This is a genomic window from Enterobacter sp. 50793107 (assembly GCF_001463365.1).
Lineage (GTDB): Bacteria > Pseudomonadota > Gammaproteobacteria > Enterobacterales > Enterobacteriaceae > Enterobacter > Enterobacter cloacae.
The window spans coordinates 1-25,490 of sequence record NZ_LNII01000027.1 but is presented as its reverse complement, the minus strand read 5'-3'; the positions used below and the strand labels follow the sequence as shown (position 1 = coordinate 25,490).

General features: G+C 56.7%; 26 protein-coding genes and 1 pseudogene. 12 read left to right on the top strand and 15 right to left on the bottom strand.

All coding sequences use genetic code 11. The features are described from left to right. Position 1 precedes the first annotated feature (1 nt). Positions 2–988 (bottom strand): D-threonate 4-phosphate dehydrogenase, encoded by a 987-nt coding sequence (locus tag APU11_RS04525; protein WP_029883778.1) that lies wholly within the window; start codon positions 986–988, stop codon positions 2–4. Further along, complete coding sequence (locus tag APU11_RS04520; RefSeq protein ID WP_048972136.1) at positions 981–2,198, bottom strand: four-carbon acid sugar kinase family protein; 1,218 nt, start codon at positions 2,196–2,198, stop codon at positions 981–983. Before APU11_RS04520 ends, APU11_RS04525 begins: the two co-directional genes overlap by 8 nt. A gap of 173 nt (positions 2,199–2,371) precedes the next feature. Here APU11_RS04520 and APU11_RS04515 point away from each other — a divergent pair, with 173 nt between their 5' ends. The 6 genes from APU11_RS04515 (at position 2,372) to APU11_RS04490 (ending at position 8,219) form a co-directional block, all read left to right on the top strand. After that, positions 2,372–3,520, top strand: a complete 1,149-nt coding sequence (locus APU11_RS04515; RefSeq protein WP_058651329.1) for an iron-containing alcohol dehydrogenase — start codon at positions 2,372–2,374, stop codon at positions 3,518–3,520. A 14-nt stretch (positions 3,521–3,534) separates the two neighbouring features. Beyond that, positions 3,535–4,419, top strand: a complete 885-nt coding sequence (locus tag APU11_RS04510; RefSeq protein WP_058651330.1) for a dihydrodipicolinate synthase family protein — start codon at positions 3,535–3,537, stop codon at positions 4,417–4,419. 76 nt (positions 4,420–4,495) lie between these two features. Further along, positions 4,496–5,908, top strand: a complete 1,413-nt coding sequence (locus tag APU11_RS04505) for a sodium:solute symporter family protein (protein ID WP_060578331.1) — start codon at positions 4,496–4,498, stop codon at positions 5,906–5,908. Position 5,909: 1 nt separating this feature from the next. Next, positions 5,910–7,073 (top strand): exo-alpha-sialidase, encoded by a 1,164-nt coding sequence (locus APU11_RS04500; protein ID WP_058651332.1) that lies wholly within the window; start codon positions 5,910–5,912, stop codon positions 7,071–7,073. After that, positions 7,070–7,540 carry a YhcH/YjgK/YiaL family protein gene (locus APU11_RS04495; protein WP_058651333.1) on the top strand — a complete coding sequence of 157 codons (471 nt, stop codon included), beginning with the start codon at positions 7,070–7,072 and terminating at the stop codon, positions 7,538–7,540. Before APU11_RS04500 ends, APU11_RS04495 begins: the two co-directional genes overlap by 4 nt. A 1-nt stretch (position 7,541) precedes the next feature. After that, positions 7,542–8,219, top strand: a complete 678-nt coding sequence (locus APU11_RS04490; protein WP_045294031.1) for an SDR family oxidoreductase — start codon at positions 7,542–7,544, stop codon at positions 8,217–8,219. On the opposite strand, the gene APU11_RS04485 is transcribed toward APU11_RS04490, so the two are convergent. Together APU11_RS04485 and APU11_RS04480 are read right to left on the bottom strand one after the other, a co-directional pair. Beyond that, the gene (locus APU11_RS04485) at positions 8,216–9,007 is read right to left on the bottom strand and encodes a PhzF family phenazine biosynthesis protein (RefSeq protein ID WP_045294029.1); all 792 of its coding nucleotides are present in this window, start codon (positions 9,005–9,007) and stop codon (positions 8,216–8,218) included. The two genes, APU11_RS04490 and APU11_RS04485, sit on opposite strands and share 4 nt — an antisense overlap. 27 nt (positions 9,008–9,034) lie before the next feature. Then, positions 9,035–9,823, bottom strand: a complete 789-nt coding sequence (locus tag APU11_RS04480) for a PhzF family phenazine biosynthesis protein (protein ID WP_020688617.1) — start codon at positions 9,821–9,823, stop codon at positions 9,035–9,037. 175 nt (positions 9,824–9,998) lie between these two features. Between APU11_RS04480 and APU11_RS04475 the strand changes: the two genes are divergently transcribed. Beyond that, positions 9,999–11,195 (top strand): sugar transporter, encoded by a 1,197-nt coding sequence (locus tag APU11_RS04475; protein ID WP_029883786.1) that lies wholly within the window; start codon positions 9,999–10,001, stop codon positions 11,193–11,195. An 81-nt stretch (positions 11,196–11,276) separates the two neighbouring features. Here the strand turns inward: APU11_RS04475 and APU11_RS04470 are convergent, their stop codons facing one another. Continuing rightward, complete coding sequence (locus APU11_RS04470) at positions 11,277–11,942, bottom strand: MarC family NAAT transporter (protein WP_013096626.1); 666 nt, start codon at positions 11,940–11,942, stop codon at positions 11,277–11,279. A 256-nt stretch (positions 11,943–12,198) separates the two neighbouring features. Between APU11_RS04470 and marR the strand changes: the two are divergent. The 3 genes and pseudogenes from marR to marB all read left to right on the top strand — a co-directional run bounded on the left by marR (position 12,199) and on the right by marB (position 13,284). After that, a pseudogene (gene marR, locus APU11_RS04465) lies at positions 12,199–12,632 on the top strand (multiple antibiotic resistance transcriptional regulator MarR). A gap of 20 nt (positions 12,633–12,652) precedes the next feature. Next, entirely contained in the window at positions 12,653–13,033 is a 381-nt protein-coding gene (marA, locus tag APU11_RS04460) for an MDR efflux pump AcrAB transcriptional activator MarA (RefSeq protein ID WP_008502237.1), read from the top strand. Between the two features lie 32 nt (positions 13,034–13,065). Further along, positions 13,066–13,284 carry a multiple antibiotic resistance protein MarB gene (gene marB, locus APU11_RS04455; protein WP_013096628.1) on the top strand — a complete coding sequence of 73 codons (219 nt, stop codon included), beginning with the start codon at positions 13,066–13,068 and terminating at the stop codon, positions 13,282–13,284. 37 nt (positions 13,285–13,321) lie between these two features. Here marB and eamA read toward each other — a convergent pair whose 3' ends face one another. Further along, entirely contained in the window at positions 13,322–14,221 is a 900-nt protein-coding gene (gene eamA / locus APU11_RS04450; RefSeq protein WP_013096629.1) for an O-acetylserine/cysteine exporter, read from the bottom strand. A gap of 194 nt (positions 14,222–14,415) precedes the next feature. On the opposite strand from eamA, the gene ydeE reads away from it, so the two are divergent. After that, positions 14,416–15,633 (top strand): efflux MFS transporter YdeE, encoded by a 1,218-nt coding sequence (gene ydeE / locus APU11_RS04445; protein WP_058651334.1) that lies wholly within the window; start codon positions 14,416–14,418, stop codon positions 15,631–15,633. Positions 15,634–15,679: 46 nt separating this feature from the next. Here ydeE and zinT read toward each other — a convergent pair whose 3' ends face one another. The 8 genes from zinT to APU11_RS04405 form a co-directional block, all read right to left on the bottom strand. Beyond that, positions 15,680–16,318, bottom strand: a complete 639-nt coding sequence (zinT, locus tag APU11_RS04440) for a metal-binding protein ZinT (protein ID WP_013096631.1) — start codon at positions 16,316–16,318, stop codon at positions 15,680–15,682. A gap of 53 nt (positions 16,319–16,371) precedes the next feature. Continuing rightward, positions 16,372–17,070 (bottom strand): urea ABC transporter ATP-binding subunit UrtE, encoded by a 699-nt coding sequence (gene urtE, locus APU11_RS04435; RefSeq protein ID WP_020688612.1) that lies wholly within the window; start codon positions 17,068–17,070, stop codon positions 16,372–16,374. 9 nt (positions 17,071–17,079) lie between these two features. Continuing rightward, a complete protein-coding gene (gene urtD / locus APU11_RS04430; RefSeq protein WP_058651335.1) occupies positions 17,080–17,877 on the bottom strand; it encodes an urea ABC transporter ATP-binding protein UrtD in 798 nt (265 codons plus the stop codon). Further along, positions 17,877–18,950: an urea ABC transporter permease subunit UrtC gene (urtC, locus tag APU11_RS04425; RefSeq protein ID WP_058651336.1), complete on the bottom strand. Its 1,074-nt coding sequence runs from the start codon at positions 18,948–18,950 to the stop codon at positions 17,877–17,879. Before urtC ends, urtD begins: the two co-directional genes overlap by 1 nt. Continuing rightward, positions 18,950–20,524 carry an urea ABC transporter permease subunit UrtB gene (urtB, locus tag APU11_RS04420; RefSeq protein ID WP_058651337.1) on the bottom strand — a complete coding sequence of 525 codons (1,575 nt, stop codon included), beginning with the start codon at positions 20,522–20,524 and terminating at the stop codon, positions 18,950–18,952. The genes urtC and urtB overlap by 1 nt, the downstream gene beginning before the upstream one ends. A 24-nt stretch (positions 20,525–20,548) precedes the next feature. Continuing rightward, complete coding sequence (gene urtA / locus APU11_RS04415; RefSeq protein ID WP_058651338.1) at positions 20,549–21,820, bottom strand: urea ABC transporter substrate-binding protein; 1,272 nt, start codon at positions 21,818–21,820, stop codon at positions 20,549–20,551. Between the two features lie 200 nt (positions 21,821–22,020). Further along, a complete protein-coding gene (locus APU11_RS04410) occupies positions 22,021–23,124 on the bottom strand; it encodes a cobalamin-independent methionine synthase II family protein (protein ID WP_020688608.1) in 1,104 nt (367 codons plus the stop codon). 156 nt (positions 23,125–23,280) lie between these two features. Then, positions 23,281–23,694: a rhodanese-like domain-containing protein gene (locus tag APU11_RS04405; protein ID WP_058651339.1), complete on the bottom strand. Its 414-nt coding sequence runs from the start codon at positions 23,692–23,694 to the stop codon at positions 23,281–23,283. Positions 23,695–23,767: 73 nt separating this feature from the next. On the opposite strand from APU11_RS04405, the gene ftrA reads away from it, so the two are divergent. After that, the gene (gene ftrA / locus APU11_RS04400) at positions 23,768–24,769 is read left to right on the top strand and encodes a transcriptional regulator FtrA (RefSeq protein WP_040020929.1); all 1,002 of its coding nucleotides are present in this window, start codon (positions 23,768–23,770) and stop codon (positions 24,767–24,769) included. A 158-nt stretch (positions 24,770–24,927) separates the two neighbouring features. On the opposite strand, the gene APU11_RS04395 is transcribed toward ftrA, so the two are convergent. Further along, on the bottom strand, positions 24,928–25,290 hold the full coding sequence (locus APU11_RS04395; protein WP_023619540.1) for a hypothetical protein: 363 nt from the start codon (positions 25,288–25,290) through the stop codon (positions 24,928–24,930). Positions 25,291–25,490 lie beyond the last annotated feature (200 nt).

Sequence of the window (25,490 nt, the reverse complement as noted above, 5' to 3'; positions counted from 1 at the left end):
ATTATTCCCGTGTAATTTGCATAGCCAACTGAATAGACACCGTCATGCTCTCCGACCTGGCTTTACCGGTCCATGCAATATCGAACGCGGTTCCGTGGTCTGCAGAGGTGCGGATAAACGGCAATCCGGCGGTGATATTCACCCCGTCGTAAAAGCCGAGCAATTTTAGCGGAATATGCCCCTGATCGTGATACATCGCAACGACCATGTCATACATTCCTTCGTGGCATTGCATAAATACCGTATCCGGCGGGCACGGTCCGGTGACGTTGACCCCCTGCGCCTTCATCGCTGCAACGGCCGGGCCAACAATCGTGATCTCTTCATCGCCAAACAGGCCATTTTCTCCCGCATGCGGGTTCACGCCCGCGACCGCAATACGAGGTGCGCTAAAGCCCACCCGTTTCAGGAAGGTATCCGCAATGCCGATGACGGTTTTTACCCGATCCTGATTGAGCGTATCAAGGAATTTACGCAGCGCAATATGGGTCGTGATATGAATGACCTTCAGCCGATCGGTGTACAGCACCATAGCGTAGTCTTTGCTGTGCGTCAGATGGGCCAGCAGCTCGGTATGCCCGGGGTAGTGATGTCCGGCCAGATGCAGCGCTTCTTTATTCAGTGGCGCCGTGGCAACCGCTTTTACGTCCCCCGCCATCGCCAGTTCCGTCGCGCGCTTCACGCAGCGATAGGCTAAATCCCCCGCCTGAGCCTGGACTACGCCGGGCTTCAGGGCATCAGGGTCGGCCAGCGGTTCGTCCAGCACGTTAATCACGTTGGGGGCGAAACGGGCTTCGCTGACCTGCCTGATGATGTGGATGTCAGCCTGCCCCACAATACCATCATCCAGCACCCGCCTGAGCGTGCGGGCACAGCCCACCACGACAACCGGGGCTCCCGTTAATTCGCTCCCGGTGAGGGATTTGATAATGATCTCCGGGCCAATGCCCGCCGGGTCACCCATGGTTACAGCAATAATGTTAGTCACTCAGTCTCTCCTCGATAAAATGCAACACCTCAAGCAGCGTCTCTTCTTTTCCGAAGCCCCCTGCTTTGGTCATTACCGGCTGGTGCCAGGCACAACCCAGAAATTTGCCGTAAGGGACGCATCCTGCGACGCGCCCTGTAATTTCAAATCCTTGCGCATCAAGCGCACTGGCGACGGCCATTGCCACATCGCCGCCTGAGACATACAACGCATCCGGCGGACATGCCGTCAGTGCCTCTCGGGTAATCTTCCCCAGGAAGGCGCAGATCGTTTCACCCAGTTCGGTCCGGGTCATTTGATACTGCGCGCAAAGCCGTTCAACCTGATGTCGCGCCTCATGGTCCGGGCAGGTATGAACGATGCAGTGACGGCCCGCCTTAAGGGCCTGCGTGATGCGCATGAGCGCGCTCGCCGTCTCCCCCTTCAGCACATCATTAACATCAATAAATACCGACGAAACCGCAGGCTCTGCAGCGACCAGCGCAATCTGACGTTGAGCGATCTCACTCATTGATCCCACCACCGCCAGCAGTTGCTGACGCTTCACGGGGGCGAGATGGCGTGCCAGCGCATCACATAACCCGGCCGATCCGACCAGTAGCGGCGTCTGCGGGCAGGTCAACGCGGCGGCAATAATGGCGTCCAGATCCTCGTCACACTGGGCATCGACAATGAGCCACTCCGTTCCCTGCGCCAGTTCGGCTGCCAGCGTGTTTACCGTTACGGATTGACAACTCACGTCGGTAAACAGGTCAGCAATCGTGGCAGACGGGACGGGCGTTTTCGGATCGCTGGCGAATTCGGTTTCATCCACCGGAATGCCGTTCACCAGACACTTGCCGTGGCGTGTGATCCGCCCTGCCGCGGGATACGCTGGCGCCACAATCACCTGCCGTTTGCCGCTTACTGCCTTAAGGACGCCTGTTTCTGCCCCTACATTGCCGCGCAGCGTGGAATCAATCTTTTTGATGAGCCAGCGCGCAGCCGCAATATCCGCCCCCAGTACGGCCACTTTTTCGGCCGCATCTGCTGCCCGCAGCGCACGGGAATCGGTATTAATAACCAGTGCATCCACCGGCTGGGTAAAGGGGGTGTGGAATGCCACGCTGACCTTCTTACCGCTCAGCGCCAGGCTGACACCCGCATCGTTTGCCCCGGTAAAGTCATCTGCAACGACAACGACGTCTCTGAACAGGTTGTTTTCTTTCATTCCCACTCCGGGCTCGTTTTTCCTGTTAATGATTATATTCAATCATGATTGATTATATGTGAGCAAGATCAAGTTAATCAGTTTGCGAATAAATTATAAATTTAGCCACACGATGACCATGAAGCGTCTTAATTGAGCGAATTTAATCATGGACACAAAGACAGGAGAAAAGCGTGGTTACCCTCAACAGCACCATTATTAGCGGCGCAAATGCGCTCGCCGCCATCAGGCCATTACTCACCGATAACGCGCAGCTCTTGCTGGTTACGGACGGCAACATTGCGCGTCTGGAGGCGGCAAAACAGATCCGTTCAATTCTTGAAGAGGGCAACCGCCGCGTCACGGTGATTGACACGGTGCCGCCTGAACCCTCCCACCACGATGTCAGTCAGTTGCTCGCGGGGTTAAACAGCGGATCGTTTGATGTCGTGGTCGGGATCGGCGGCGGCAGCGTACTGGATGTGGCGAAACTGCTCTCCGTGCTTTGTCACCCGCTGTCACCGGGGCTGGACAGCCTGCTGGCAGGGGTAAAACCGGTGGCACGTATCTCCTCGCTTCTGATCCCCGCCACCGCCGGAACCGGGTCAGAAGCCACGCCGAACGCTATTCTGGCGATACCGGAGCAAAACACGAAGGTCGGTATTATCTCTCCGGTCCTGCTGCCCGATTACGTCGCCCTGCTGCCGGAACTGACCACCAGCATGCCCGCGCATATTGCCTCCTCCACCGGCATCGATGCCCTGTGCCATCTGATTGAGTGCTTCACCGCCACGGTCGCCAACCCGGTCAGCGATAACGCGGCGTTGACCGGGCTCGCTAAGCTGCTGAAGAACATTGAAACGGCCTGCGCTGAGCCGGGCAACCTGCTGGCAAAGCTGGAAATGCTGTGGGCCTCTTATTACGGCGGGGTCGCGATTGCGCATGCCGGCACACACCTGGTTCACGCCCTGTCTTATCCGCTTGGCGGGAAATATCACCTGCCGCACGGCGTGGCCAACGCCATTCTTCTGGCGCCCTGCATGAGGGTGGTTCGTCCCCACTGCGTGACAAAATTTGCGCAGGTCTGGGATCTCGTGCCAGGCGCGGACGGCAGCCTGTCCGATGACGAAAAATCTCACGCGCTGGTGGAGTACTTTGCCGCGCTGGTTCGTCGGCTCAACCTGCCGGACAACCTTGAGTCCCTGGGCGTGCCGCGCGAAGACATCGCTTCCCTGAGCGATGCCGCCATGAACGTTAAACGGTTAATGAACAATGCCCCCTGTCAGGTGAATCACGACGAGGTGCAGGCGATTTACCGGACACTGTTTCCTGAACATGCATAGTCAAGGAGTAAGAAATGCGTAACAACATCAAGGGTGTGCTGACGGCCATCGTCACCCCCTTTGACGCGGAAGGCGAACTCAACCTTCCCGGCTTAACGCGGCAGGTTGCCCGGCAGCTGGACGCCGGAAACGGCATTTTCTGCGGCGGAACCAACGGCGAGTTCTTTGTCCTGAACGAAGCGGAAAAAATCGCGATCACCCGGACCTGTGTGGAAACCGTCGCCGGACGCGCGCCCGTCGTGGCGCATATTGGCGAAATCTCCACCCGCGACACCATCCGGCTGGGAAAACAGATCGCCGCGCTGGGTGTGGATGCGGTTTCCGTCATCACCCCTTACTTCGTGCCGCTGAAACAGTCTGAACTCATCGCACACTACACCGCCGTCGCTGACGCGCTAACCGTACCGGTCTTTCTGTACAACATTCCGGCGCGGACCGGCAACACCCTTGAGCCCGCCACGGTACGGGCGCTGGCCGAACACCCCAACATTTCAGGTATTAAAGACAGTGCCGGGAGCTATGAAAGCCTGCGTGGTTTCCTCAACGCAGTAAGCGACATTGACGGGTTTGACGTGCTGAACGGACCAGATTCACTGATCCATCAGGGCTTCGTCGAGGGATGTTCAGCCTGTATTTCCGGGCTGGCAAACGTGGCGCCAGCGGCGATCAACGCCATCTGGTCACGCTTTAACGCGGGTGATGTTGAAGGTTCCCGGCAGGCGCAGGAGCGCGTCACCCGACTGCGTACCGAGCTGTACAGCGTGGCGTTTTCCCCTGCCGCGGTTAAAAAGGCCCTGCAAATCATGGGCGAGGATGTCGGAGAGAGTCGCTATGCCGTGGCGTTTAGCGAGCAGCAGTGCCAACAGATTCGCCAGATAGTGACAACGTCACTTAGCTAAACGGCGTTGGTTTCGTCAATAAGAATACCGGGTACCTGAGGTGCCCAGGATTCACTCGCCCTGAAGAGAGGCAAAGATGAATAATTTTACCGCTGAAGATACCCTGATCATTGTGGGCATAGTCATTGTCTACATCCTGTTCACCACCTGGCTGACCTTCCGGATCCGCAGTAAAAATTCCGGGGACTTTATGGAAGGCTCCCGCGCGATGCCGGCGTTTATTTTCGGGATCCTGCTGATGTCTGAGTATATCGGCGCTAAATCCACCATCGGCACCGCGCAGGCGGCGTTTGAGGACGGGTTTGCTGCGTCATGGTCCGTCATCGGGGCCGCGATTGGCTTTCCGCTTTTTGGTCTGTTACTGGTAAAACGCATATACAACACCGGGAAAATCACCATCTCGGGTGCGATTGCTGAAAAGTACGGTAACAGCACCAAAAACATTATCTCCCTCATCATGATCTACGCTCTGCTGCTGGTGAACGTGGGGAATTACGTCAGTGGCGCAGCAGCCATTTCTACCGTACTGAAAGTCAATCTGCCCGTTGCCGCTTTCATTACGGCTATCGTCAGTACCTTCTATTTCGCCTTTGGCGGCATGAAGGGCGTGGCGTGGGTTACCGTGCTGCACAGTGCGCTGAAATACTTCGGCATTCTGGCCATCATGGGTTTTGCGTTATCCAAAACCGGCGGTTTCACGCCGATGATCGAAAACATGCCGGACTTCTACTGGACCTGGGATGGCAACATCGGCGCGTCGACCATTTTCGCGTGGCTTATCGGCACCATTGGCTCCATCTTCTGCACTCAGTTTGTGATCCAGGCCATCTCCTCCACCAAAGATGTTAAATCGGCTAAACGCTCCACCTGGGTCGCGTTCTTCTTCTGCCTGCCGATCGCGCTGGCCATTGCGGTGATTGGCGTGGCGGCAAAATACCTGCATCCGGAGATCGACAGCCTGTATGCGATGCCGATTTTCCTGCAGGATATGAACCCGTGGCTGGCCGGTCTGGTCACCACCTCTCTGGTGGCGTCCATCTTCGTCAGCGTCAGTACCGTGGCGCTCGCCATTGCCTCCCTGGTGGTCAAAGATTTCTACGTGCCGATGCGCAACCCGACCCCCGAGCAGGAGTTTAAAGCTACCCGCTGGATCTCCCTGCTGATTGGTTTCCTGCCGCTGATTTTTGTTCTGCTGGTGCCTGAAGTGCTAAAGCTGTCGTTCTTTACCCGCGCCATTCGTCTGTCGATTTCCGTCGTGGCGGTCATCGCGTTCTACGCCCCGTTCTTCCGCAGTACTCGCGGAGCCAATGCTGGGCTGATCGGCGCCTGCGTCGTGACCTCTGTCTGGTATCTGCTGGGCGATCCGTTTGGCATTAACAATATGTACATCGCCCTGCTGACCCCTGCGGTCATCATGGTCATCGACCGTCTCATTCCGGGAAAGGCACAGGGTAAAGCGCCAACCCCCGTTGAAAACAATGGAGTCTGATATGTCTGTAACCGTAACCCGCGACGGGATTATTCGCCCACAACAGGATACGCGCGTGGAGGCGGCCATGCTGCCTTCCGCCTGCCCACAAAACCACGCGGCAAATCTGCTGCCGCTGCCGGATGGTTCGCTGATGTGCGTCTGGTTTGGCGGTACCCAGGAGGGTATTGCGGATATCTCTGTGTGGGGTTCGCGCCTGTCACCGGGAAGCCAGCAGTGGAGTGAGGCAGAAAAACTGTCGGATGATGCCACGCGCTCCGAACAGAACCCGGTTTTGTTCCTGGCACCCGATAACGTGCTGTGGCTGCTGTGGACCGCGCAGATGTCCGGCAACCAGGACACCGCTATTGTGCGCTATCGCCAGTCCCGGGATCTGGGTAAAACCTGGGGGGCCATCGCGACCCTGCTCGATAAACCCGGCACCTTTATTCGTCAGCCGATTGTCGTGCTGGAGAACGGGAACTGGCTGCTGCCGGTGTTTTACTGCCGCACCCGGCCAGGTGAGAAATGGGTCGGTAACGATGACATCAGCGCGGTGAAAATCTCCGAAGACGGGGGCAAAACCTGGCGTGATGTTGAGGTGCCGGACAGCCTGGGCTGCGTCCATATGAATATCACCCCGCTGCGCAATGGCACCCTGGTTGCCCTGTTCCGCAGCCGCTGGGCGGATAACATTTATTACAGCCAGTCAACGGACAACGGCGAAAGCTGGTCCGTGCCGGAACCCACGGTATTACCTAACAACAACTCCTCTATCCAGGTGACAACGCTTGCCAGTGGCGAGCTGGCGCTGGTGTTTAACCTCATGAGCGCCGCCGGGGCGCAGGAGCGTCGCACCTCGCTGTACGATGAAATTGACGATGGCGATGGCCGTAAAGAGCCGGTTGTGACCCACGGTCGAACCGCCTTCTGGGGTGCCCCGCGTGCGCCGATGACCGTCGCCATTTCGCCGGACGGAGGCAAAAGCTGGCCGTGGCAACGGCATCTGGACGAGGGAGACGGCTACTGCATGACTAACAACTCTCTGGAGAAACTGAACCGTGAGTTTTCCTATCCGAGCATTAAGCAGAGCCCGGATGGCAGCCTGCATATCGCCTACACCTACTTTCGTCAGGCCATAAAATACGTGCGGGTGACGCCCGAGTGGGTCAAGGAGTCAGCATGATTATTGGACATCTCGACGCCCTGCCGCTGGCAGGGTTACCGCCGGTGTTGTATGCCCTGCTGTCCCGCCCGGACTGCACGCTGCAGGCGCTTAGCGAACGCGATGACGGCCGCTGGCAGCCGGACAATGCCCCCTGGTTTTGCCAGATTGGTCCGGCGCAGACGCAGCCGCGCGCGGAGCGGCATACGGAGTACCATCACCAGTGGGCGGATATTCAGGTTGTGCTGGCGGGAGAAGAACTCATCTATGCCGGCGCGCGCCCTGTTGGCAAGCCGGATGACGAAGAGCGTAAAGCGGACCTGTTCATTGCCAGCTCATCGGCACACAGCGTCGGGATCCGCCTTGGCGCGGGTGACTTTGTGGTCTTTTCTCCCGGAGAACCACACCAGGCGCTGTGCGCCAGCGGCGCGCCGATGACCGTGCGCAAAGCGGTGTTTAAAGTTCCTCGTTCAATGCTGGAGGTCTGACATGCGTCACGCCGTCGTGACCGGAGCCAGCTCCGGAATTGGTGAGGCCATCGTTAAGCGTTTACTGGCGGAAGGCTGGCAGGTCACCGGACTCAGCCGCCGCGCCGTGATGCCGGATACCCCTGGCTTTACGGGGTTACGCGTGGATATCACCGACCCTGATGCACTGAACAGCGCCCTGCACGCCATCGCGACACCGCAGGCGGTGATCCACGCCGCCGGGATGATGGCCGCCGCCCCACTGGGGCAACTGGAAAGCAGGGTTAGCGCGTCACTGTGGCAACTGCACGTCCAGGCCTGCGAAGCCCTGTTTAACCATTTCGCGCCCGCTATGGCCGCCGGTGGACGATTTGTGGCGATTGGCAGCAGAACCTCCCGCGGGGCGGCAGGTCGTTCACAGTATGTTGCCACCAAGGCGGCGATGACTGGGATGGTCAGAAGCTGGGCGGCGGAACTGGCCCCGCGTGGGATCACCGCGAACGTGGTCGCGCCGGGCGCCACCCAAACGCCGATGCTTAGCGCACCGGGGCGAGAAAGTTCACCGCCTACCTGTCCGCCCATCGGCCGTCTTATCACGCCAGAAGAGGTCGCGGGACTGGTGAATTTCTTGCTCAGCGATGAAGCCGCCGCCATCACGGGCCAGGAGATGGTGATATGCGGCGGCGCCTCGCTCAGCTAGCGCAGGAAGATACGCCCTTTCAGATAGAGCGTCGCCTGGCCGCCAATCAGCACACGGTCGCCCTTCAGTTCGCAGCGCAGATCCCCGCCACGGTATGAAACCTGGCGGGCGTTCATCGACGTTTTGCCCAGCTTCTCGCTCCAGTACGGTATCAGCATGCTGTGCGTGGATCCGGTGACCGGATCTTCCGGTACCCCTTCGCCCGGGCAGAAGAAGCGGCTGACGAAGTCATACTCCTCTCCTGGTGCCGTCACGCAGACCATTTTCCCGAGCGGTGCCATCGCTGCAATATCCGGGGTTAAGGCCTCCACCTGTTGCTGGCTCTCCAGTACCACCATGAAATCCCGTCCGACGCGGACCTCTTTAGCCTGGTCTATCCCCAGCGCGCTGAACAGGCCCGGAGGGGGATTGTCGACCACCTCGGTCGACCACGCAGGGAAATTGAGCGTCAGCCAGTCGCCGCTGCGTTTCACCGTCAACTCACCCACGAAGCGCGTGGTGAAGGTGATTTCGGTATGCGGATAATCGAGGTATTCGAAAATCACGTGGGACGCTGCCAGCGTCGCGTGGCCGCAGAGGTTGATTTCATGCAGCGTGGTAAACCAGCGCAGCTCGAACCCGGTGTCGGTGCGTACGAAAAACGCCGTCTCAGACTGGTTATGCTGTTGCGCCATTTTGAGCAGCGTCTCATCCGAAAGCCACTCCTCCAGCGGGCATACCGCCGCTGCATTGCCGCCAAACGCCCTGTCGCTGAAGGCATCCACCAGATAAAAATCAATTTCCTGCATTGTCTTTTCCTCTGTTGTTATAGGTATCTAGCGCAGAAAAACTGTGCCTTTCAAATAGCATGACGCCTGTCCGCTCATCAGCACGCGCGAGCCTTTTAGCTCGCACCGCACGTCGCCGCCCCGCGCGGAAACCTGACGGGCAAACATCGTCGTTTTACCCAATTTTTCGCTCCAGTAAGGAATGAGCATGGTATGTGCAGAGCCGGTCACCGGATCTTCCCAGACGGCAACGCCGGGGGAGAAAAAGCGGCTGACGAAATCGTAATCCCCGTCGCCCCGCGCCGTAACGGCAACCTTATGTTCGCCAGGCGTCATGGCTGAAATTGTCGGTGCGAGTGCTTCAACCTGCTGGCGATCTTCCAGCACCACCACCCATGCGCGGCCTTTGCGGGCTTCAACGTAGCGGCGGATACCGAGCGCCGCGAGCATCTCCGGCGGAGGCGTCTCTTCATGCGTGGGACATGCCGGGAAATCCAGCGTCAGCCACTCCCCCTCCCGGCTCACCGTCAGGCGGCCAGAGGCTGTTTCGAAGTGGATCCGCGAGTCAGGATAGTCCAGCTCATTGAACAGAACGTACGCCGCAGCAAGCGTGGCGTGACCGCAAAGATTAACTTCGGTCAGCGTGGTAAACCAGCGTAGCTCAATGCCCCCTTTCGTACAGACGAAAAATGCGGTTTCCGACTGATTATGCTGTTGCGCCATTTTCAGTAACGTTTCGTCCGGCAGCCACGCCTTGAGCGGGCAAACGGCAGCCGGATTTCCGCCAAATGACACATTGCTAAACGCATCGACCAGATAAAAATCAATCTCCTGCACTGTCTTACCGCCTGTTTTTGTTGGAGTGTTCTTTTATATTCAATGAAAACCCTGCCTCCGGCTACCGCTTTCATAAGGTAAATATTGAGATCTGCATCACATAATGGTTGAGTTTTCGCCGTGCAAGGCTTTAAGATCGTCTCCTCTTCTTTTGCAACGAATCTCCGACATCCCTATGACAACGAACACAGTTTCCCGCAGGGTTGCGTGGCTACGCGTGGTCACGCTGGCTATTGCCGCGTTTATTTTCAACACCACTGAATTTGTTCCGGTTGGGCTGTTGTCTGACATCGCAGAGAGTTTCCAGATGGAAACGGCGCAGGTGGGCATTATGTTGACCATTTACGCCTGGGTGGTGGCGTTGATGTCGCTGCCGTTTATGCTGCTTACCAGCCAGATGGAGCGGCGTAAGCTACTGATCGGGCTGTTTGCGTTGTTTATCGCCAGCCACGTGCTGTCGTTCCTGGCGTGGAATTTTACGGTGCTGGTGTTAAGCCGCGTCGGGATCGCCTTTGCGCATGCCGTTTTCTGGTCGATTACCGCGTCGCTGGCTATCCGGCTGGCACCGGCGGGGAAACGCGCCCAGGCGCTGAGCCTGATTGCCACCGGGACCGCGCTGGCGATGGTGCTGGGCCTGCCGATTGGCCGTATCGTGGGGCAATACTTCGGCTGGCGTACCACGTTCTTCGCCATTGGCATGGGAGCGCTGGTTACCCTGGTATGTCTGGTAAAACTGCTGCCGAAGCTGCCAAGCGAACATTCCGGCTCGCTGAAAAGCCTGCCGCTGTTGATGCGTCGCCCGGCGCTGCTGAGCATTTATCTGCTTACCGTAATTGTAGTCACCGCCCACTATACGGCTTACAGCTATATCGAGCCGTTCGTTCAGGTGGTGGCCGGCTTTAGCGGCAATTTTGCCACCCTTCTCCTGCTGCTCCTTGGCGGGGCGGGCATTATTGGCAGTATTCTTTTCGGCAAGCTTGGCAATCAGCACGCTTCAGCGCTGGTGAGCAGCGCCATCGGTTTGCTTCTGGCGTGTCTGCTGCTGCTGATGCCCGCCGCGGGCAGTGAAAGCCAGCTGGCAATCCTCAGCCTGTTCTGGGGTGTGGCGATCATGATTATCGGTCTCGGGATGCAGGTGAAAGTGCTGGCCCTCGCACCGGATGCCACAGACGTGGCGATGTCGCTGTTCTCGGGCATTTTTAACCTGGGCATTGGCGCGGGTGCGCTGGTGGGCAATCAGGTGATTCTGCACGTGTCCATGTCGGCGATTGGCTATCTGGGGGCCATTCCGGCACTGGTGGCGCTTATCTGGTCGGTGTTGATCTTCCGTAAATGGCCGGTGGCGCTGGAGGAACAGGGGCAGCACGGGTGACGTCTGTTTGTGCCGGGTGGCGCTGCGCTTACCCGGCCTACAAACCCGTAATAACGTCAGCCCCGCCACCCGGCAATGACCTCAGTGGTAAGTCTTAATAATCTCCAGCACGCCGTTAATAATAAACTGCACGCCCATACATACCAGCAAGAACCCCATCAGACGGGAAATCGCCTCGATACCGCCTTTGCCGACCCAGCGCATAATTGCCCCGGAACTGCGCAATGATGCCCACACAATAATGCCGATCAGTGCAAATATCAGCGGTGGCGCTACGGTCACGACCCAGTCCGGAAACGTAGTGCCGTCACGTACCGTTGAGGCAGAACTGATGATCATCGCAATGGTCCCTGGCCCTGCCGTGCTCGGCATGGCTAGCGGTACAAAGGCGATATTCGCACTCGGTTCGGTCTCCAGCTCTTCGGATTTGCTCTTCGCTTCAGGCGATTCATGCGCTTTTTGCGCCGGAAACAGCATGCGGAAACCGATAAAGGCCACAATCAGCCCCCCGGCGATACGCAGACCCGGGATGGAGATCCCGAAGGTATTCATCACCAGCTGACCGGCGTAGTAAGCCACCATCATGATGGCGAACACATACACTGAGGCCATCATCGACTGATGATTGCGCTCTGCGCTGTTCATATTCCCTGCCAGCCCGAGGAAAAGCGCTACCGTCGTTAACGGGTTGGCCAACGGCAGCAATACCACCAGCCCAAGACCAATTGCTTTTATCAAATCCAACATAGTGCGTCGTTGTCCTTATCCATGTTTATCACCGCAATTATAGGGTGAAAGTGTGACATTGAGCCATTCACGCAACGTAACGATTATTTTCATAAAGGAACGATAACCCTGCGTTATCTGTATGATTTGAAAGACCTCAACAAAAGTTCATGAAACGTTTTAGCAATTCGTGGCATCCGCAGATCCATTCAGTTGACTTATACTTGCCTGAGCAATAATATCTGCCGTGATTAAACTACTTGCCAGGGCAACCATTGTGAAAAGCACCAGTGATATCTTCAACGACGTTGTTCCGCTGGGTCGTCTTATTCATCTGGTTAATCAGAAAAAGACCGCCTGCTGAATGACTATCTGTCGCCGCTGGATATCACCGCAACGCAGTTTAAAGTGCTGTGCTCCATTCGCTGCCAGGTGTGTATCACCCCGGTTGAGTTAAAAAAGGTGCTCTCTGTCGATCTGGGCGCGCTGACCCGCATGCTGGATCGTCTCGTCTGTAAAGGATGGATAGAACGAAGCCCTAACCCGAATGACAAGCGCGGCGTCCTGGTGACACTCACCAGCGACGGTGCGGATATGTGTGAACAATGTCATCAATTAGTAGGACAAACACTGCATCAGGAACTAACAAAAAACTTAACGGCAGAGGAAGTGGCAACGCTTGAGCTTTTGCTTAAGAAAATACTGCCGTAAACAGAAAAAGAGGTATGACGATGTCCAGACGCAATACTGACGCTATCACTATTCATAGCATTTTGGACTGGATCGAAGATAACCTGGAATCGCCGCTCTCCCTTGAAAAAGTGTCAGAGCGTTCAGGTTACTCCAAATGGCACCTGCAACGGATGTTTAAAAAAGAGACCGGTCATTCATTAGGTCAATATATTCGCAGCCGCAAGCTGACGGAAATTGCCCAAAAACTGAAAGAAAGTAATGAACCGATCCTTTATCTGGCGGAGCGATACGGGTTTGAATCGCAACAGACCCTGACGCGTACGTTTAAGAACTACTTCGACGTGCCGCCTCATAAGTATCGTATCACCAGCGTGCCGGGTGAATCCCGATACCTTTATCCGCTAAAACATTGTAGTTAATCATCGCCTGTAAAGACGTAACCGAGGAAATCATGAACGTTACCGCCTCCGCCGCCCTCGCCTTGCTGGTGCTCTTTTCCAGCCAGACCTTCGCGGAGCAACCCCCTCGTGCAACGCAGCAAAATAATCATGACACGATGATTTTGCCGTCAGCACATAGCCAGTCCCCTTATGATTTCAACCACATGGGGTCTGGTAGCGATAAATCCGACGAATTAGGCGTGCCTTATTATAATCAGCACGGCTTCTGATTCGTTTTGCCCCGCCGATGCGGGGCTTTTTTCTGCCCTAATTCCGCACTCGCGCCGCCCGGCGCACGCGTAAGCCAAACACGTTGATATACAGCCCGGCCATGATCAGCACCGCGCCGAGCAGCTGTAATGCACTCAGCTTTTCGTCCAGCAAAATCGCAGCGCTCGCCAGCCCGACAACCGGCACCAGCAGTGATAACGGCGCCACGCGCCAGGTTTCGTAGCGCCCCAGCAGAGAACCCCAGATCCCGTACCCGATAATGGTGGCGACAAACGCCAGGTAGACCAGTGAAAGAATAGTGGTGAGATCGATTTCAACCAGACTCGTCAGCATCACCGCCGGGCCATCAAAAATCAGCGAGGCCACCATAAACGGCACAATCGGGATCAGCGCGCTCCAGACCACCAGCGACATGACCTGCGGGCGTGTTTCATGCTGCATAATCAGCTTGTTGAAAATATTGCCGCAGGCCCAGCTCAGCCCCGCTGCCAGCGTCAGCATAAAGCCCAGCAACGCCACATGCTGGCCGTTCAGGCTGGCCTCGATCAGCACCAGCACGCCAAACACGGCCAGAGTGATCCCCGCCAGCTGTTTGCCCTGTAAACGCTCGCCAAAAACAAACGCACCAAGAATGATGGTGAAGAACGCCTGCGCCTGCAGCACCAGCGAGGCAAGACCGGCAGGCATACCGAACTTAATGGCGCAGAACAGAAATGCAAACTGGCCAAAGCTGATGGTCAGGCCATAACCCAGCAGGAGCGTTAGCGGGATTTTCGGGCGGGCAACAAAAAACAGTGCCGGGAAGGCGACCAGCATAAAGCGCAAACCGGCCAACATCAGCGGGGGCATGTTATGCAACCCCACTTTGATGACCACAAAATTAAGTCCCCATACGATGACCACCAGCAGTGCCAGCAATCCGTCTTTACGCGTCATACCCTGCCCCTGATTTATTAATAATTTGTTAACACTTCAAGGTAACAGAAAAAAGTGCGTCGCGAGAAGATCATTAATTCTGGCAGGCAGTTGAAGCACTTACGGATAAATTGGGCGCTATACAAGCCTCTTATGTCGTGATACTCCTTTTAGGACACACTATAAAAAAGCATAAGCATTTGTCGGGCAGGAATATGAAACCATCTCTCAGGCGTTCAACCGCAGCGCTGCTGGCATCGTCATTGTTATTAACCATCGGTCGTGGCGCTACGCTGCCGTTTATGACTATTTATCTCACGCGCGTGTTTAACATGAGCGTCGAGAATATTGGTTATGCCCTGACTATTGCCTTGACCATCGGCGTGGTATTCAGCCTGGGGTTTGGCATTCTGGCCGATAAGTTCGATAAAAAGCGCTACATGCTGATCGCGATTGTGGCGTTTATCGCCGGTTTTGTGGCGATCCCGCTGGTCAATAACGTCACGCTGGTGGTGCTGTTCTTTTCGTTAATCAACTGTGCCTATTCTGTTTTCTCGACGGTGCTGAAAGCCTGGTTCTCCGACGTGCTGACCTCCAGTGAAAAAGCCCGCGTTTTTTCGCTGAACTACAGTTTTTTGAACATCGGCTGGACGATCGGGCCGCCTCTTGGCACGTTTCTGGTGATGTACAGCCTGCAGCTGCCGTTCTGGCTGGCCGCGTTCTGTGCCGCCCTGCCGCTGGGGTTTATCCACTTCTTTGTGCAAAAAAGCATTGCGTTAGATACCGCGGAGCAGAAGGCAACGTGGCAGCCGTCGGTTTTGCTGAAAGACCGCGCGCTGTTCTGGTATACGCTCTCTGGCCTGCTCGCGTCATACGTCGGCGGGTCGTTCGCGAGCTGTATTTCGCAGTATGTCCTGGCCGCGCATGCAGACAGTGATTTCGCCGAAAAGGTGGTCGCCGTGGTTCTGCCCGTCAACGCCGCCGTGGTGGTAACGCTGCAGTACGCACTCGGACGCAAAATCTCTGCCAGCAATATTCGCCCGTTGATGACGGCCGCCACCCTGTTTTTTATCGTGGGGTTGGGTGGCTTTATGATCTCCGGAGAAAACCTGATTTACTGGGGCATCGCCGCCGCCATCTTTACGCTGGGTGAGATTATTTATGCACCGGGTGAATATATGCTGATCGATAACATCGCCCCGCCGGGTATGAAAGCAAGCTACTTCTCCGCTCAGGCGCTGGGCTGGCTCGGCGCGGCGGCCAACCCGATGATCACCGGCATCATCCTGACCCATTTGCCGCACTGGTCGCTGTTTATGATTATGATGGCGGCTATCGTCATTGCCTGGCTGATGATCCTGCGTGGAATGAGCGTGAAGCGTGAAGATTGCGTGTCGGGTAGCGCTGCGCTTACCCGACCTACAAAACCCTGATCGCAGGCCGGGTAAGGCGTAGCCGCCACCCGGCAACAGCAACAGCCTAGTGGTGCAACATCTCCTCCACCACCTGCTCTTTGTACATCTCGTTTGGATAATAGGTCGGCCAGTTATCCATCTCTTTCAGCAGTGCCTCGTGGGAGGTATTGCCCATAAAGATGTGGAAGTGGGATGAGGCTTTTGGCGCAATGGTGTGGTCGCTGAACTGAACAAACTTCGGTGCCTTGCTGCCCGCGTCCTTACACTCAAACAGATAGCGAACACCTTTTTTGCCTGACGCGTAGGTCAGAATTTTGTAGCCGCTGTAATCATACTGACAGCGGCTGACCTCTTTACCTTTGTGGAATTCCATGACGTTATTTTCGATGCCGATAGCCTCCACATCGGTGGCGTACCCCGTGCGGTAATAGGCTTTGATCTCGTCGAACGTTTTATTGTCCTTCTGCGCCTTCTTTCTGAAGACCGGATCCAGCGAGCCATCCAGCAGGAAGGGATAAACGGACTGCCAGGTGCCGTCCCAGTCGGACAGTTTCCGGTCCTTAACATCTTTGTCCGCAAACACGCCGTTTGCCGCCTTTTGCTCCGCTTCGGTCATCTGGTGACCGTGTGAGTGGGCAAACAGCTGGCCGCTGACCAGCAGCGCCCCCAGAGTCATCGCAAATTTTCCAATATGTGCAGCCACAACAGTATCCTCACTCCGTTTTTATAAGAATGAGAATGTTATATTATAACATTTCAGATCGCAACCTGTCCGCGAACGCCCTCCTGCTCCATGTTTTCTCCCCGTCCTCGCTGGATAATGGTGCCGCGAGACATGAGCAGATAGCTGTCTGCCAGCGCTGCCGCAAAGTCATAAAACTGCTCCACAAGCAGGATCGCCATGTCCCCCCGGTCTGCAAGCTGGCGGATCACGTGGCCAATCTCTTTGATTACCGAGGGCTGAATGCCTTCGGTAGGTTCATCGAGGATCAGCAGCTGCGGACGGCTCGCCAGGGCGCGACCTATCGCCAGCTGCTGCTGTTGTCCGCCAGAGAGATCGCCTCCGCGTCGATGCTTCATCTCTTTTAATACCGGGAAAAGCTGCCAGATTTCCTCCGGGACATGTTTTGCTTCGCGGGCTGAGAAGCGCGAGAGCCCCATGAGCAGATTCTCTTCCACGGTTAAGCGCGGAAAAATCTCACGTCCCTGCGGTACATACGCCACGCCAGACTGCACCCGCTGGTGCGGCTTGCTGTGGGTGATCTTTTTCCCCTGCCAGATAACCTCACCCGTTTTCGCAGGGATCAGCCCCATCAGACACTTCAGCAGCGTGGTTTTACCCACGCCATTGCGCCCCAGCAGGCAGGTCACTTCGCCGGTGATGGCCTCAAAGCTCACGCCGCGCAGAATATGACTTCCACCGTAGTATTGATTCAGTTCGTTAACCTGTAACATCAAGGCTCCTTAGCGTCCAAGATAGACTTCAATTACCTGCTCGTTGGCCTGTACCTCGCGCAGCGAGCCTTCTGCCAGCACCTGTCCCTGATGCAGTACGGTCACGCGATCGGCAATGGTTTCAACAAACCCCATGTCATGTTCAACCACCATCAACGAGTGCTTGCCTGCCAGGGTCCGGAAAAGCTCGGCGGTGTACTCGGTCTCCGCGTCCGTCATCCCGGCGGCGGGTTCGTCCAGCAACAGCAGATGCGGATCCTGGACCAGCAGCATTCCGATCTCGAGGAACTGTTTTTGTCCGTGCGAAAGCAGTCCGGCGCGGCGGTCGCGTTCACCGGCGAGCCGCAGCAGGACCAGCATCTCATCAATACGATCGCGCTGTTCGCCGTTGAGTTTGGCCCGCAGGCTTGCCCAGACGGACTTGTCGGTTTTCATGGCGATCTCAAGGTTTTCCCATACCGTCAGCGCCTCAAATACCGTCGGTTTCTGAAACTTGCGGCCAATCCCCTGGCGCGCAATGGCGGCTGGCTCAAGCTGGGTCAGATCTACCGACTGGTCATAAATGGCTTTACCGCTTTTTGGCCGCGTTTTGCCGGTGATCACGTCCATCAGCGTGGTTTTTCCCGCGCCGTTTGGGCCAATCACGCAGCGCAACTCCCCCACGCCGATGTTCAGCGTGAGATCCGTCAGCGCCTGAAACCCATCGAAGTTAACGTTGATCTTATCCAGCTGCAGCACCGGGTCCGTCTGCTCGCGATAGCGATCCCCGGGCAGCTGGCGAGTGAATAATCCTTCGGCTGGCTGCATTATTTCTCTCCCTTACGAAACAGGCCGTAGACGCCACGCGGTAAAAACAGCGTTACCGCGATAAAAATCAGCCCGAGAAACAGCTGCCAGTATTCCGGCATTGCGACGGTGAAGAAACTCTTCGCGCCGTTCACCAGCGCCGCGCCAATGACCGGGCCAACCAGCGTGCCGCGGCCGCCCAGCGCCACCCAGATGGCGGCCTCAATGGAGTTGGTCGGCGACATTTCACCGGGGTTAATAATCCCGACCTGCGGCACATAGAGCGCCCCTGCCAGGCCACACAGCATGGCGGAAAGCGTCCATACCAGCAGCTTAAATCCCTTCGGATCGTAGCCGCAAAACGTCAGGCGGTTTTCAGCGTCGCGCACGGCGGTGAGAATACGGCCAAACTTGCTTCTGGCGAGGGCAAAGCCGATGCCAAGCGTGAGGAGCAGCAACATGACGGTCGCCAGAAACAGCGCGATACGGGTCGTGGTCGCGGTGATGGAGAATCCCAGCAACGTGGTAAAACCGGTAAAACCGTTATTGCCACCAAACCCGGTTTCGTTGCGAAAGAACAGCAACATTCCCGCGTACGTCAGCGCCTGCGTCATGATCGAGAAATAAACGCCTTTGATTTTTGAGCGAAAGGCAAACCAGCCAAACACCAGCGCCAGCAGCCCCGGCACCATCGCAATCAGTACCAGCGCCCAGGCAAAGTGCTGGGTTCCCCACCAGAACCACGGCAGTTCGCTCCAGGAGAGAAACGACATAAATGCGGGCAGCCCATCGCCCGCGGCCTCGCGCATCAGGTACATCCCCATGGCGTATCCGCCCAGCGCGAAGAAGATCCCGTGGCCCAGCGAGAGCATACCGGCATATCCCCATACCAGATCGAGCGCCACCGCAACGATGGCGTAGCACAGGATTTTGCCGAGCAGCGTCAGCATCCAGGTCGACAGCGCCAGCGGATGGGTGGCGGGCAACATCGCAAAGAACGGCAATATCAGCAAACACGCCACCAGCAGGCTGCCTGCAATCTGCGTTGTGCGTGGCGCTTTTCGCGCCAGTTTTAAGGTAAGTGGCTGGCTCATCAGTCAGTGACCCTCCCTTTCAGCGCAAACAATCCCTGCGGACGTTTCTGAATAAACAGAATGATGGCCACCAGAATGACGATTTTGCCCAGCACGGCCCCCATCTGCGGCTCAAGAATTTTGTTGAAGATCCCAAGGCCAAACGCCGCCGCCACGCTCCCCGCCAGCTGTCCGACGCCACCAAGAACCACCACCAGGAAGGAGTCGATAATGTAACCCTGGCCCAGTTCCGGCCCGACGTTGCCCAGCTGGGAGAGCGCCACGCCGCCTAAACCGGCGATGCCGGAGCCCAGACCAAACGCCAGCATATCGACACGCCCGGTCGGCACCCCGCAGCAGGCCGCCATGCTGCGGTTTTGCGTTACCGCACGCACGTTCAGGCCGAGACGGGTTTTATTCAGGACCAGCCAGGTGAAGAACAGCACCATTAGCACAAAGCCCAATACCACAATGCGGTTCCACGGTAGCGTCAGGTTGGCAAACACCTGCACCCCGCCTGACAGCCAGGCCGGGTTTGCCACCTCCAGGTTTTGTGCGCCAAACGTCATGCGTACCAGCTGAATCAGCATCAGGCTGATACCCCAGGTGGCGAGTAATGTCTCCAGCGGACGACCATAGAGATGGCGGATCACCGTGCGTTCAAGGATCATCCCGATGCCTGCGGTCAGGCAGAAGGCGACAGGCAGCGCGACGACCGGATACAGCGCCAGCCACTGAGGCGTGACGCTGGCCATGATCTGCTGAACCATCCACGTGGCGTACGCCCCAAGCATCAGCATCTCGCCGTGCGCCATGTTGATGACACCCAGCAGCCCATAGGTAATTGCCAGTCCCAGCGCCGCCAGCAGCAGGACCGAGCCCAGCGACAGCCCCATAAACGCCTGCCCGAGGAGATCGCCCCACATCAGACGGTGCTGAATTTGGCTCAGGCTCTCCCCGGCGGCGGCACGCACGCGGGCATCCGGTTCGGTTTGCGTCTGGATATATGGCATGAGTCGGGATGGCACGTCCGGGTCGTCAGATTGCCCGAGCCGTTCAATAGCCTGAAGACGCACGTCAGCCTGTGGGCTGGCGAGCTGGAGATTAGCCAGCGCCAGCAGCAGCGACTGGCGCGCCACATCGTCCGTTTCACTGCTTACCCGCGTTTGCAGGAGGCCGATCATTTCCGGCTGCGCATCCCGCTGTAACTGGCGCGCGGCGGCACGCCGCTGCGTGACGTTGTCACTGATAAGCTGATGCGTAGCGTTGGCCGTGGCGGCCAGCACCCGCAGACGGTTGGTCAGGCGTACTGCTTTGGTTTGCCCTTCTGCAGCAGGGAAATCTCCCAGCGCCACCATCTCGCCATTGCGTCGCGCAAAGGCATGTTTCTGGCTGTCGGCAAACAGATTTTCGTTTTGCAGCGCCTGCAGTAACGGCAGTCTTGCGGCATCCGGCGCGAGAGCCCAGCGGGTCAGCATATCCGCCTGCTGGCTGCGTCTGGCGGCAACAAATTGATCGGCATCCGATGCCTGCGCCATCCCTGGCAGCAGTCCGGTAAGCCATACAATAGCGATCATCATGCGCATGGCGTTCATGACTTTTCTCCCTGCAGTAATGGCTTAGTTGCTGGCGGTCTTCATCGGCTGATCGGGCTTTTTATCATTCCCGGCGATGAACGGGCTCCACGGCTGGGCGCGTACCGGCTCTTCCGTCTGCCAGACCACGTTAAACTGACCGTTACCTTCGATTTCACCGATCATGACCGGCTTATGCAGGTGATGGTTGGTGGCATCCATGGTGAGCGTAAAGCCGGAGGGTGCCTTAAAGGACTGTCCGGCCATGGCCGCGCGCACTTTATCCACGTCGGTGGTGCCTGCTTTCTCTACCGCCTGCGCCCACATGTGGATCCCGACATAGGTGGCTTCCATCGGGTCGTTGGTGACTACGGTATCGGCTTTAGGCAGCTTATGGGCTTTGGCATAGGCTTTATAGTCCGCCACGAAGGCCTGGTTGGTCGGGTTATCAACGGACTCGAAGTAGTTCCACGCGGCCAGGTTGCCGACCAGCGGTTTGGTGTCAATCCCGCGCAGCTCCTCTTCGCCAACGGAGAACGCCACCACCGGGACATCGGTTGCTTTCAGCCCCTGGTTAGCCAGTTCTTTGTAGAACGGGACGTTAGAATCCCCGTTGATGGTGGAGACCACCGCGGTTTTACCGCCTGCGGAGAATTTCTTGATGTTGGCGACAATGGTCTGGTAATCACTGTGCCCGAACGGGGTATAGACCTCTTCGATATCTTTGTCTTCCACGCCTTTAGAGTGCAGGAAGGCGCGCAGGATCTTGTTGGTGGTTCGCGGGTAGACGTAATCCGTGCCCAACAGGAAGAAGCGTTTAGCGCTACCGCCGTCTTCGCTCATCAGGTATTCCACCGCCGGAATGGCCTGCTGGTTTGGCGCCGCACCGGTATAGAAGACGTTCGGCGACATCTCTTCGCCTTCGTATTGCACCGGATAGAACAGCAGACCGTTCAGCTCCTCAAATACCGGCAGTACGGATTTACGTGACACCGAGGTCCAGCAGCCAAACACCACGGCCACTTTATCCTGGCTCAGCAGCTGACGCGCTTTTTCGGCAAACAGCGGCCAGTTAGAGGCCGGGTCAACCACCACTGGCTCCAGTTTTTTACCCAGCACCCCGCCTTTGGCGTTGATCTCGTCAATCGTCATCAGGGCGACATCTTTCAGGGGCGTTTCTGAGATCGCCATCGTGCCGGAGAGCGAATGCATAATCCCCACTTTGATGGTATCGGCCGCCTGTGCGCCAAAACTCATCCCCATAGCAACGACTGACGCAGACAACGCGAAGGCTTTTAATAATGTACGACGGTGCATATTTTCACTCCTGAAAAAGAACGCTGTGCGAAGACGTCCGTTACGGCATGGACGCGGAAAAATGTCTCAGCGAAACAGGAGCAAAAAGGATGCCAGGATGAATAACGTGCTATTGCAGGATGTGTAACGCGGGATGTAAAGAGAACGACTCAGAATGGTACAGCGCTGCACTTTTATAATGCAGCGCTGTGACGACGGGATTACCAGACTTCGCTGGCGATCTGTGTGACCAGACGCACTTTGTCCCACTGCTGGGCTTCACTCAGGGTGTTGCCCTCTTCGGTGGAGGCAAAACCGCACTGCGGACTGAGGCAGATCTGCTCTTTTGCCACGTATCTGGCCGCCTCCTCCAGGCGCGCCTTCACCCCTTCAGGGTTTTCCAGCTCGCCATTTTTGGTGGTGATCAGCCCAAGTACCACCTGCTGCTTGCCCGGGCGGACAAAGCGCAGCGGTGCGAAATCACCGCTACGGTCATTGTCGTACTCCAGGAAGAAGGCATCGACGTTCACCGTGCCGAACAGCACCTGGGCCACCGGCTCATAGCCGCCTTCGGAAATCCAGGTGGAGCGGAAGTTACCGCGACAGACATGCAGACCGATGGTCAAATCGTCTGGTTTTCCTTCCAGCGCCTTGTTCAGCACGCGGGCATAGGTACGCGCCAGCTCATCGGCATCTTCCCCGCGCTCGCGGATCTGACGACGCTGGTCATCCGAACAGAGGTAGGCCCAGACGGTATCATCCAGCTGCAGATAGCGACAGCCTGCATCATAAAAGGCCCGGATGGCGTCGCGCCAGGTGGTGGCCAGATCGTCAAAATAGTCATTCAGATCCGGATAGACCGTCGCATCAATGTCTTTGCGACCGCCGCGGAAGTGCAGCACACTCGGGCTGGGAATGGTCATTTTCGGCTGCGCGTTGCCGCTGATGCTTTTCAGGTAGCGGAAGTCTTCCAGCATCGGATGATCGCCAAAGCCCAGCTTGCCGGTGACGCGCACGCCGTGCGCTTTGGTCTGCACGCCGTTGAACTGAATGCCCTGCTGTGAATCGTAACGCTCAACCCCCTGCAGACCATCGAAGAAATCGAAGTGCCACCAGGCGCGACGGAACTCACCGTCGGTGACCACGTGCAGGCCGCAGGCGCACTGCTGTTCGACCACCTGGCGGATCGCGTCATCTTCCACCGCGCGAAGCTGCCCGGCATCAATCTCACCGCGGGCAAACTGCTGGCGAGCCAGTTTGATGGCATCCGGGCGTAAAAAACTGCCGACTACATCGGCGCGGTATGGTGCGTGCTGTCGCTGCATGGAAATCTCCTCTGTCTGCCGGCGATAATTGCCAGCAGTGATAATTCATCTCTTGAAGTTTTAGACTTCTGGATGTCTAAATGTCCAAAAAAGATGACATACCTGCTGTATCCCGGCAAACGAGAAAATTTCACGACAGTTGAAATTTATTCATGTTCACAGCACGGCAGCGGTTTCGCTACTGGCGAACGCGTACTGTTCGTCCTTCCAGCCGGTGATGCCGCCAATCATGATTTTCACCGGCAATCCGAGACGCGCCAGCTTCAGCGCGGCTCTGTCCGCGCCGTTACAATGCGGCCCCGCGCAGTACACCACGAACAGCGTATCGGCCGGCCACTGCGCCATGCGCGCCTCGGTGATCTGGCTCCAGGGCATATGTATCGCGCCGGGCACATGACGACGGGCAAACTGCTCAGGTTTCCCGACAACATGCAGCAACACAAAGTCCTGCTCGTTATTCGTCAGCGCATGGTGCACATCGGCACAGTCCGTTTCGACGCTCAGGCGACGCAGAAAATGGGTAACGGCTTCCTGCGGCTCGGCAGCCGGAAATTCAGTAACATAACTCATGATCCTTCCTCATCTTTGGCGTTTGTGTTAACACTACTCTATCCAGAAATTGATCACGTGAATGCGTCCGCTTATGCCAGAAAACAGCAAAAAGATGACAAACTTAAGACAGGTTTCCCGCCCGCTGGTGGTGGTACTGGCCTATGACGGTTTGTGTACCTTTGAATTTGGCGTGGCGGTGGAAATCTTCGGTTTGCCACGTCCCGAGCTGGGCGACGAATGGTATCGTTTTGCGGTGGCGGGCATTGATGACGGTGAGCTTCGGGCAACCGGTGGGATCCGCATCCTGACCGACGGTGGGCTTGATCTGCTGGAATCGGCAGACCTGATCGTTGTGCCGGGCTGGCGAGGGATGGATGCGCCTGTTCCCGCGGCGCTCTGCGAGGCCTTACGCCGGGCCAATGCGCGCGGTTGCCAGCTGCTTTCTATCTGTTCCGGGGTGTTTGTTCTGGCCGCGTCGGGTCTGCTGAACGGGCGTAAAGCCACCACCCACTGGCGCTATATTGAGGCGCTGAAAGCCCGTTATCCGGCGATCGGCGTGGTCGAGGATGTGTTGTATCAGGATGAAGGCGATATTCTGACCTCTGCAGGAAGCGCGGCAGGCATCGATCTCTGTTTGCACGTGGTGCGACGGGATTACGGTATGGAAACCGCCAACAGCGTCGCGCGCCGTCTGGTCATTCCTCCCCACCGGGATGGCTCCCAGCCGCAGCAGTTGAGTCGCCCGGTGGCACAGCTGCGGGAGAGCCAGCGTCTGGGACAGTTGTTCGACTTCCTGCACAATCACCTGAGCATTTCTCACAGCGTGGATTCGCTGGCGCGTCGCGTCGGCATGAGCCAGCGCACCTTTCTGCGCCGCTTTCAGGCTGCCACAGGCACCACGCCTGCGCGCTGGCTGCTTAATGAACGACTGTTACGGGCGAAAGATTATCTTGAGAGCAGCCGTCTCAGCATCGACAGCATTGCTGAACAAACCGGATTTGGTCAGGCAGCGACCCTGCGTCACCATTTCCGCCAGCAGTTCGCGCTTTCCCCTGCCCAGTACCGTAAACAGTTTGCCCGCCCGCCACGCTGATGGCCGGTTCGCAGGCAAAAAAAAACCGCCATAATCTGGCGGTAAATGCTTGCATGGATAGATTTGTATTTTCATGTCTACGTCCCGACACTCCATGCCGGGCAGCGGATCAATAACAACCTAACATGCCTGAACTCAACAAAAGCTAAACAGAGCCATTAACCCGCTTTGGTATTAATTTGCAGGTAGCGCATCAGGCCCTGTTCCGCGCTCTGTTTTGCATCATCGTTAATCGCTTCCAGATAGAATGGACGCGAGACGCCATACGGTGCTTTATCTGCTGAGAAAACAGCAAACTGGAATGTTTTACTTTTCGACGGATTGGTACACCCTAATTCCCAACGCTCGTCATCAATTTGCTTGCTATTACACGCCACGCGTCCGTAGTCGCTGGTTAAATAAGAACCGACCCGAGCTTCCGCTGACTGAATATAATCCGGTTCGCCACTCCAGTTAACGTTCATACCTACAACAGCCCCAACGGCAACCACCAGAAGCGCTATTGACATGACTTTTTTCATTGAATCAGATCCATTCCTTTGTCAGAGAAATCTTATTATATAAGATTAATCCTTAAACCTCTGCCATATTTTGATACCAAATTTTAGGGTATGACAAAGATAATTCTTTTTTAGGAAAAATCTCACTACGCGCAAAATATATCCTGTTCGCGCAACATGACATATTCTTTGCGCTAATTTGAAAATGCCAATAATAACCC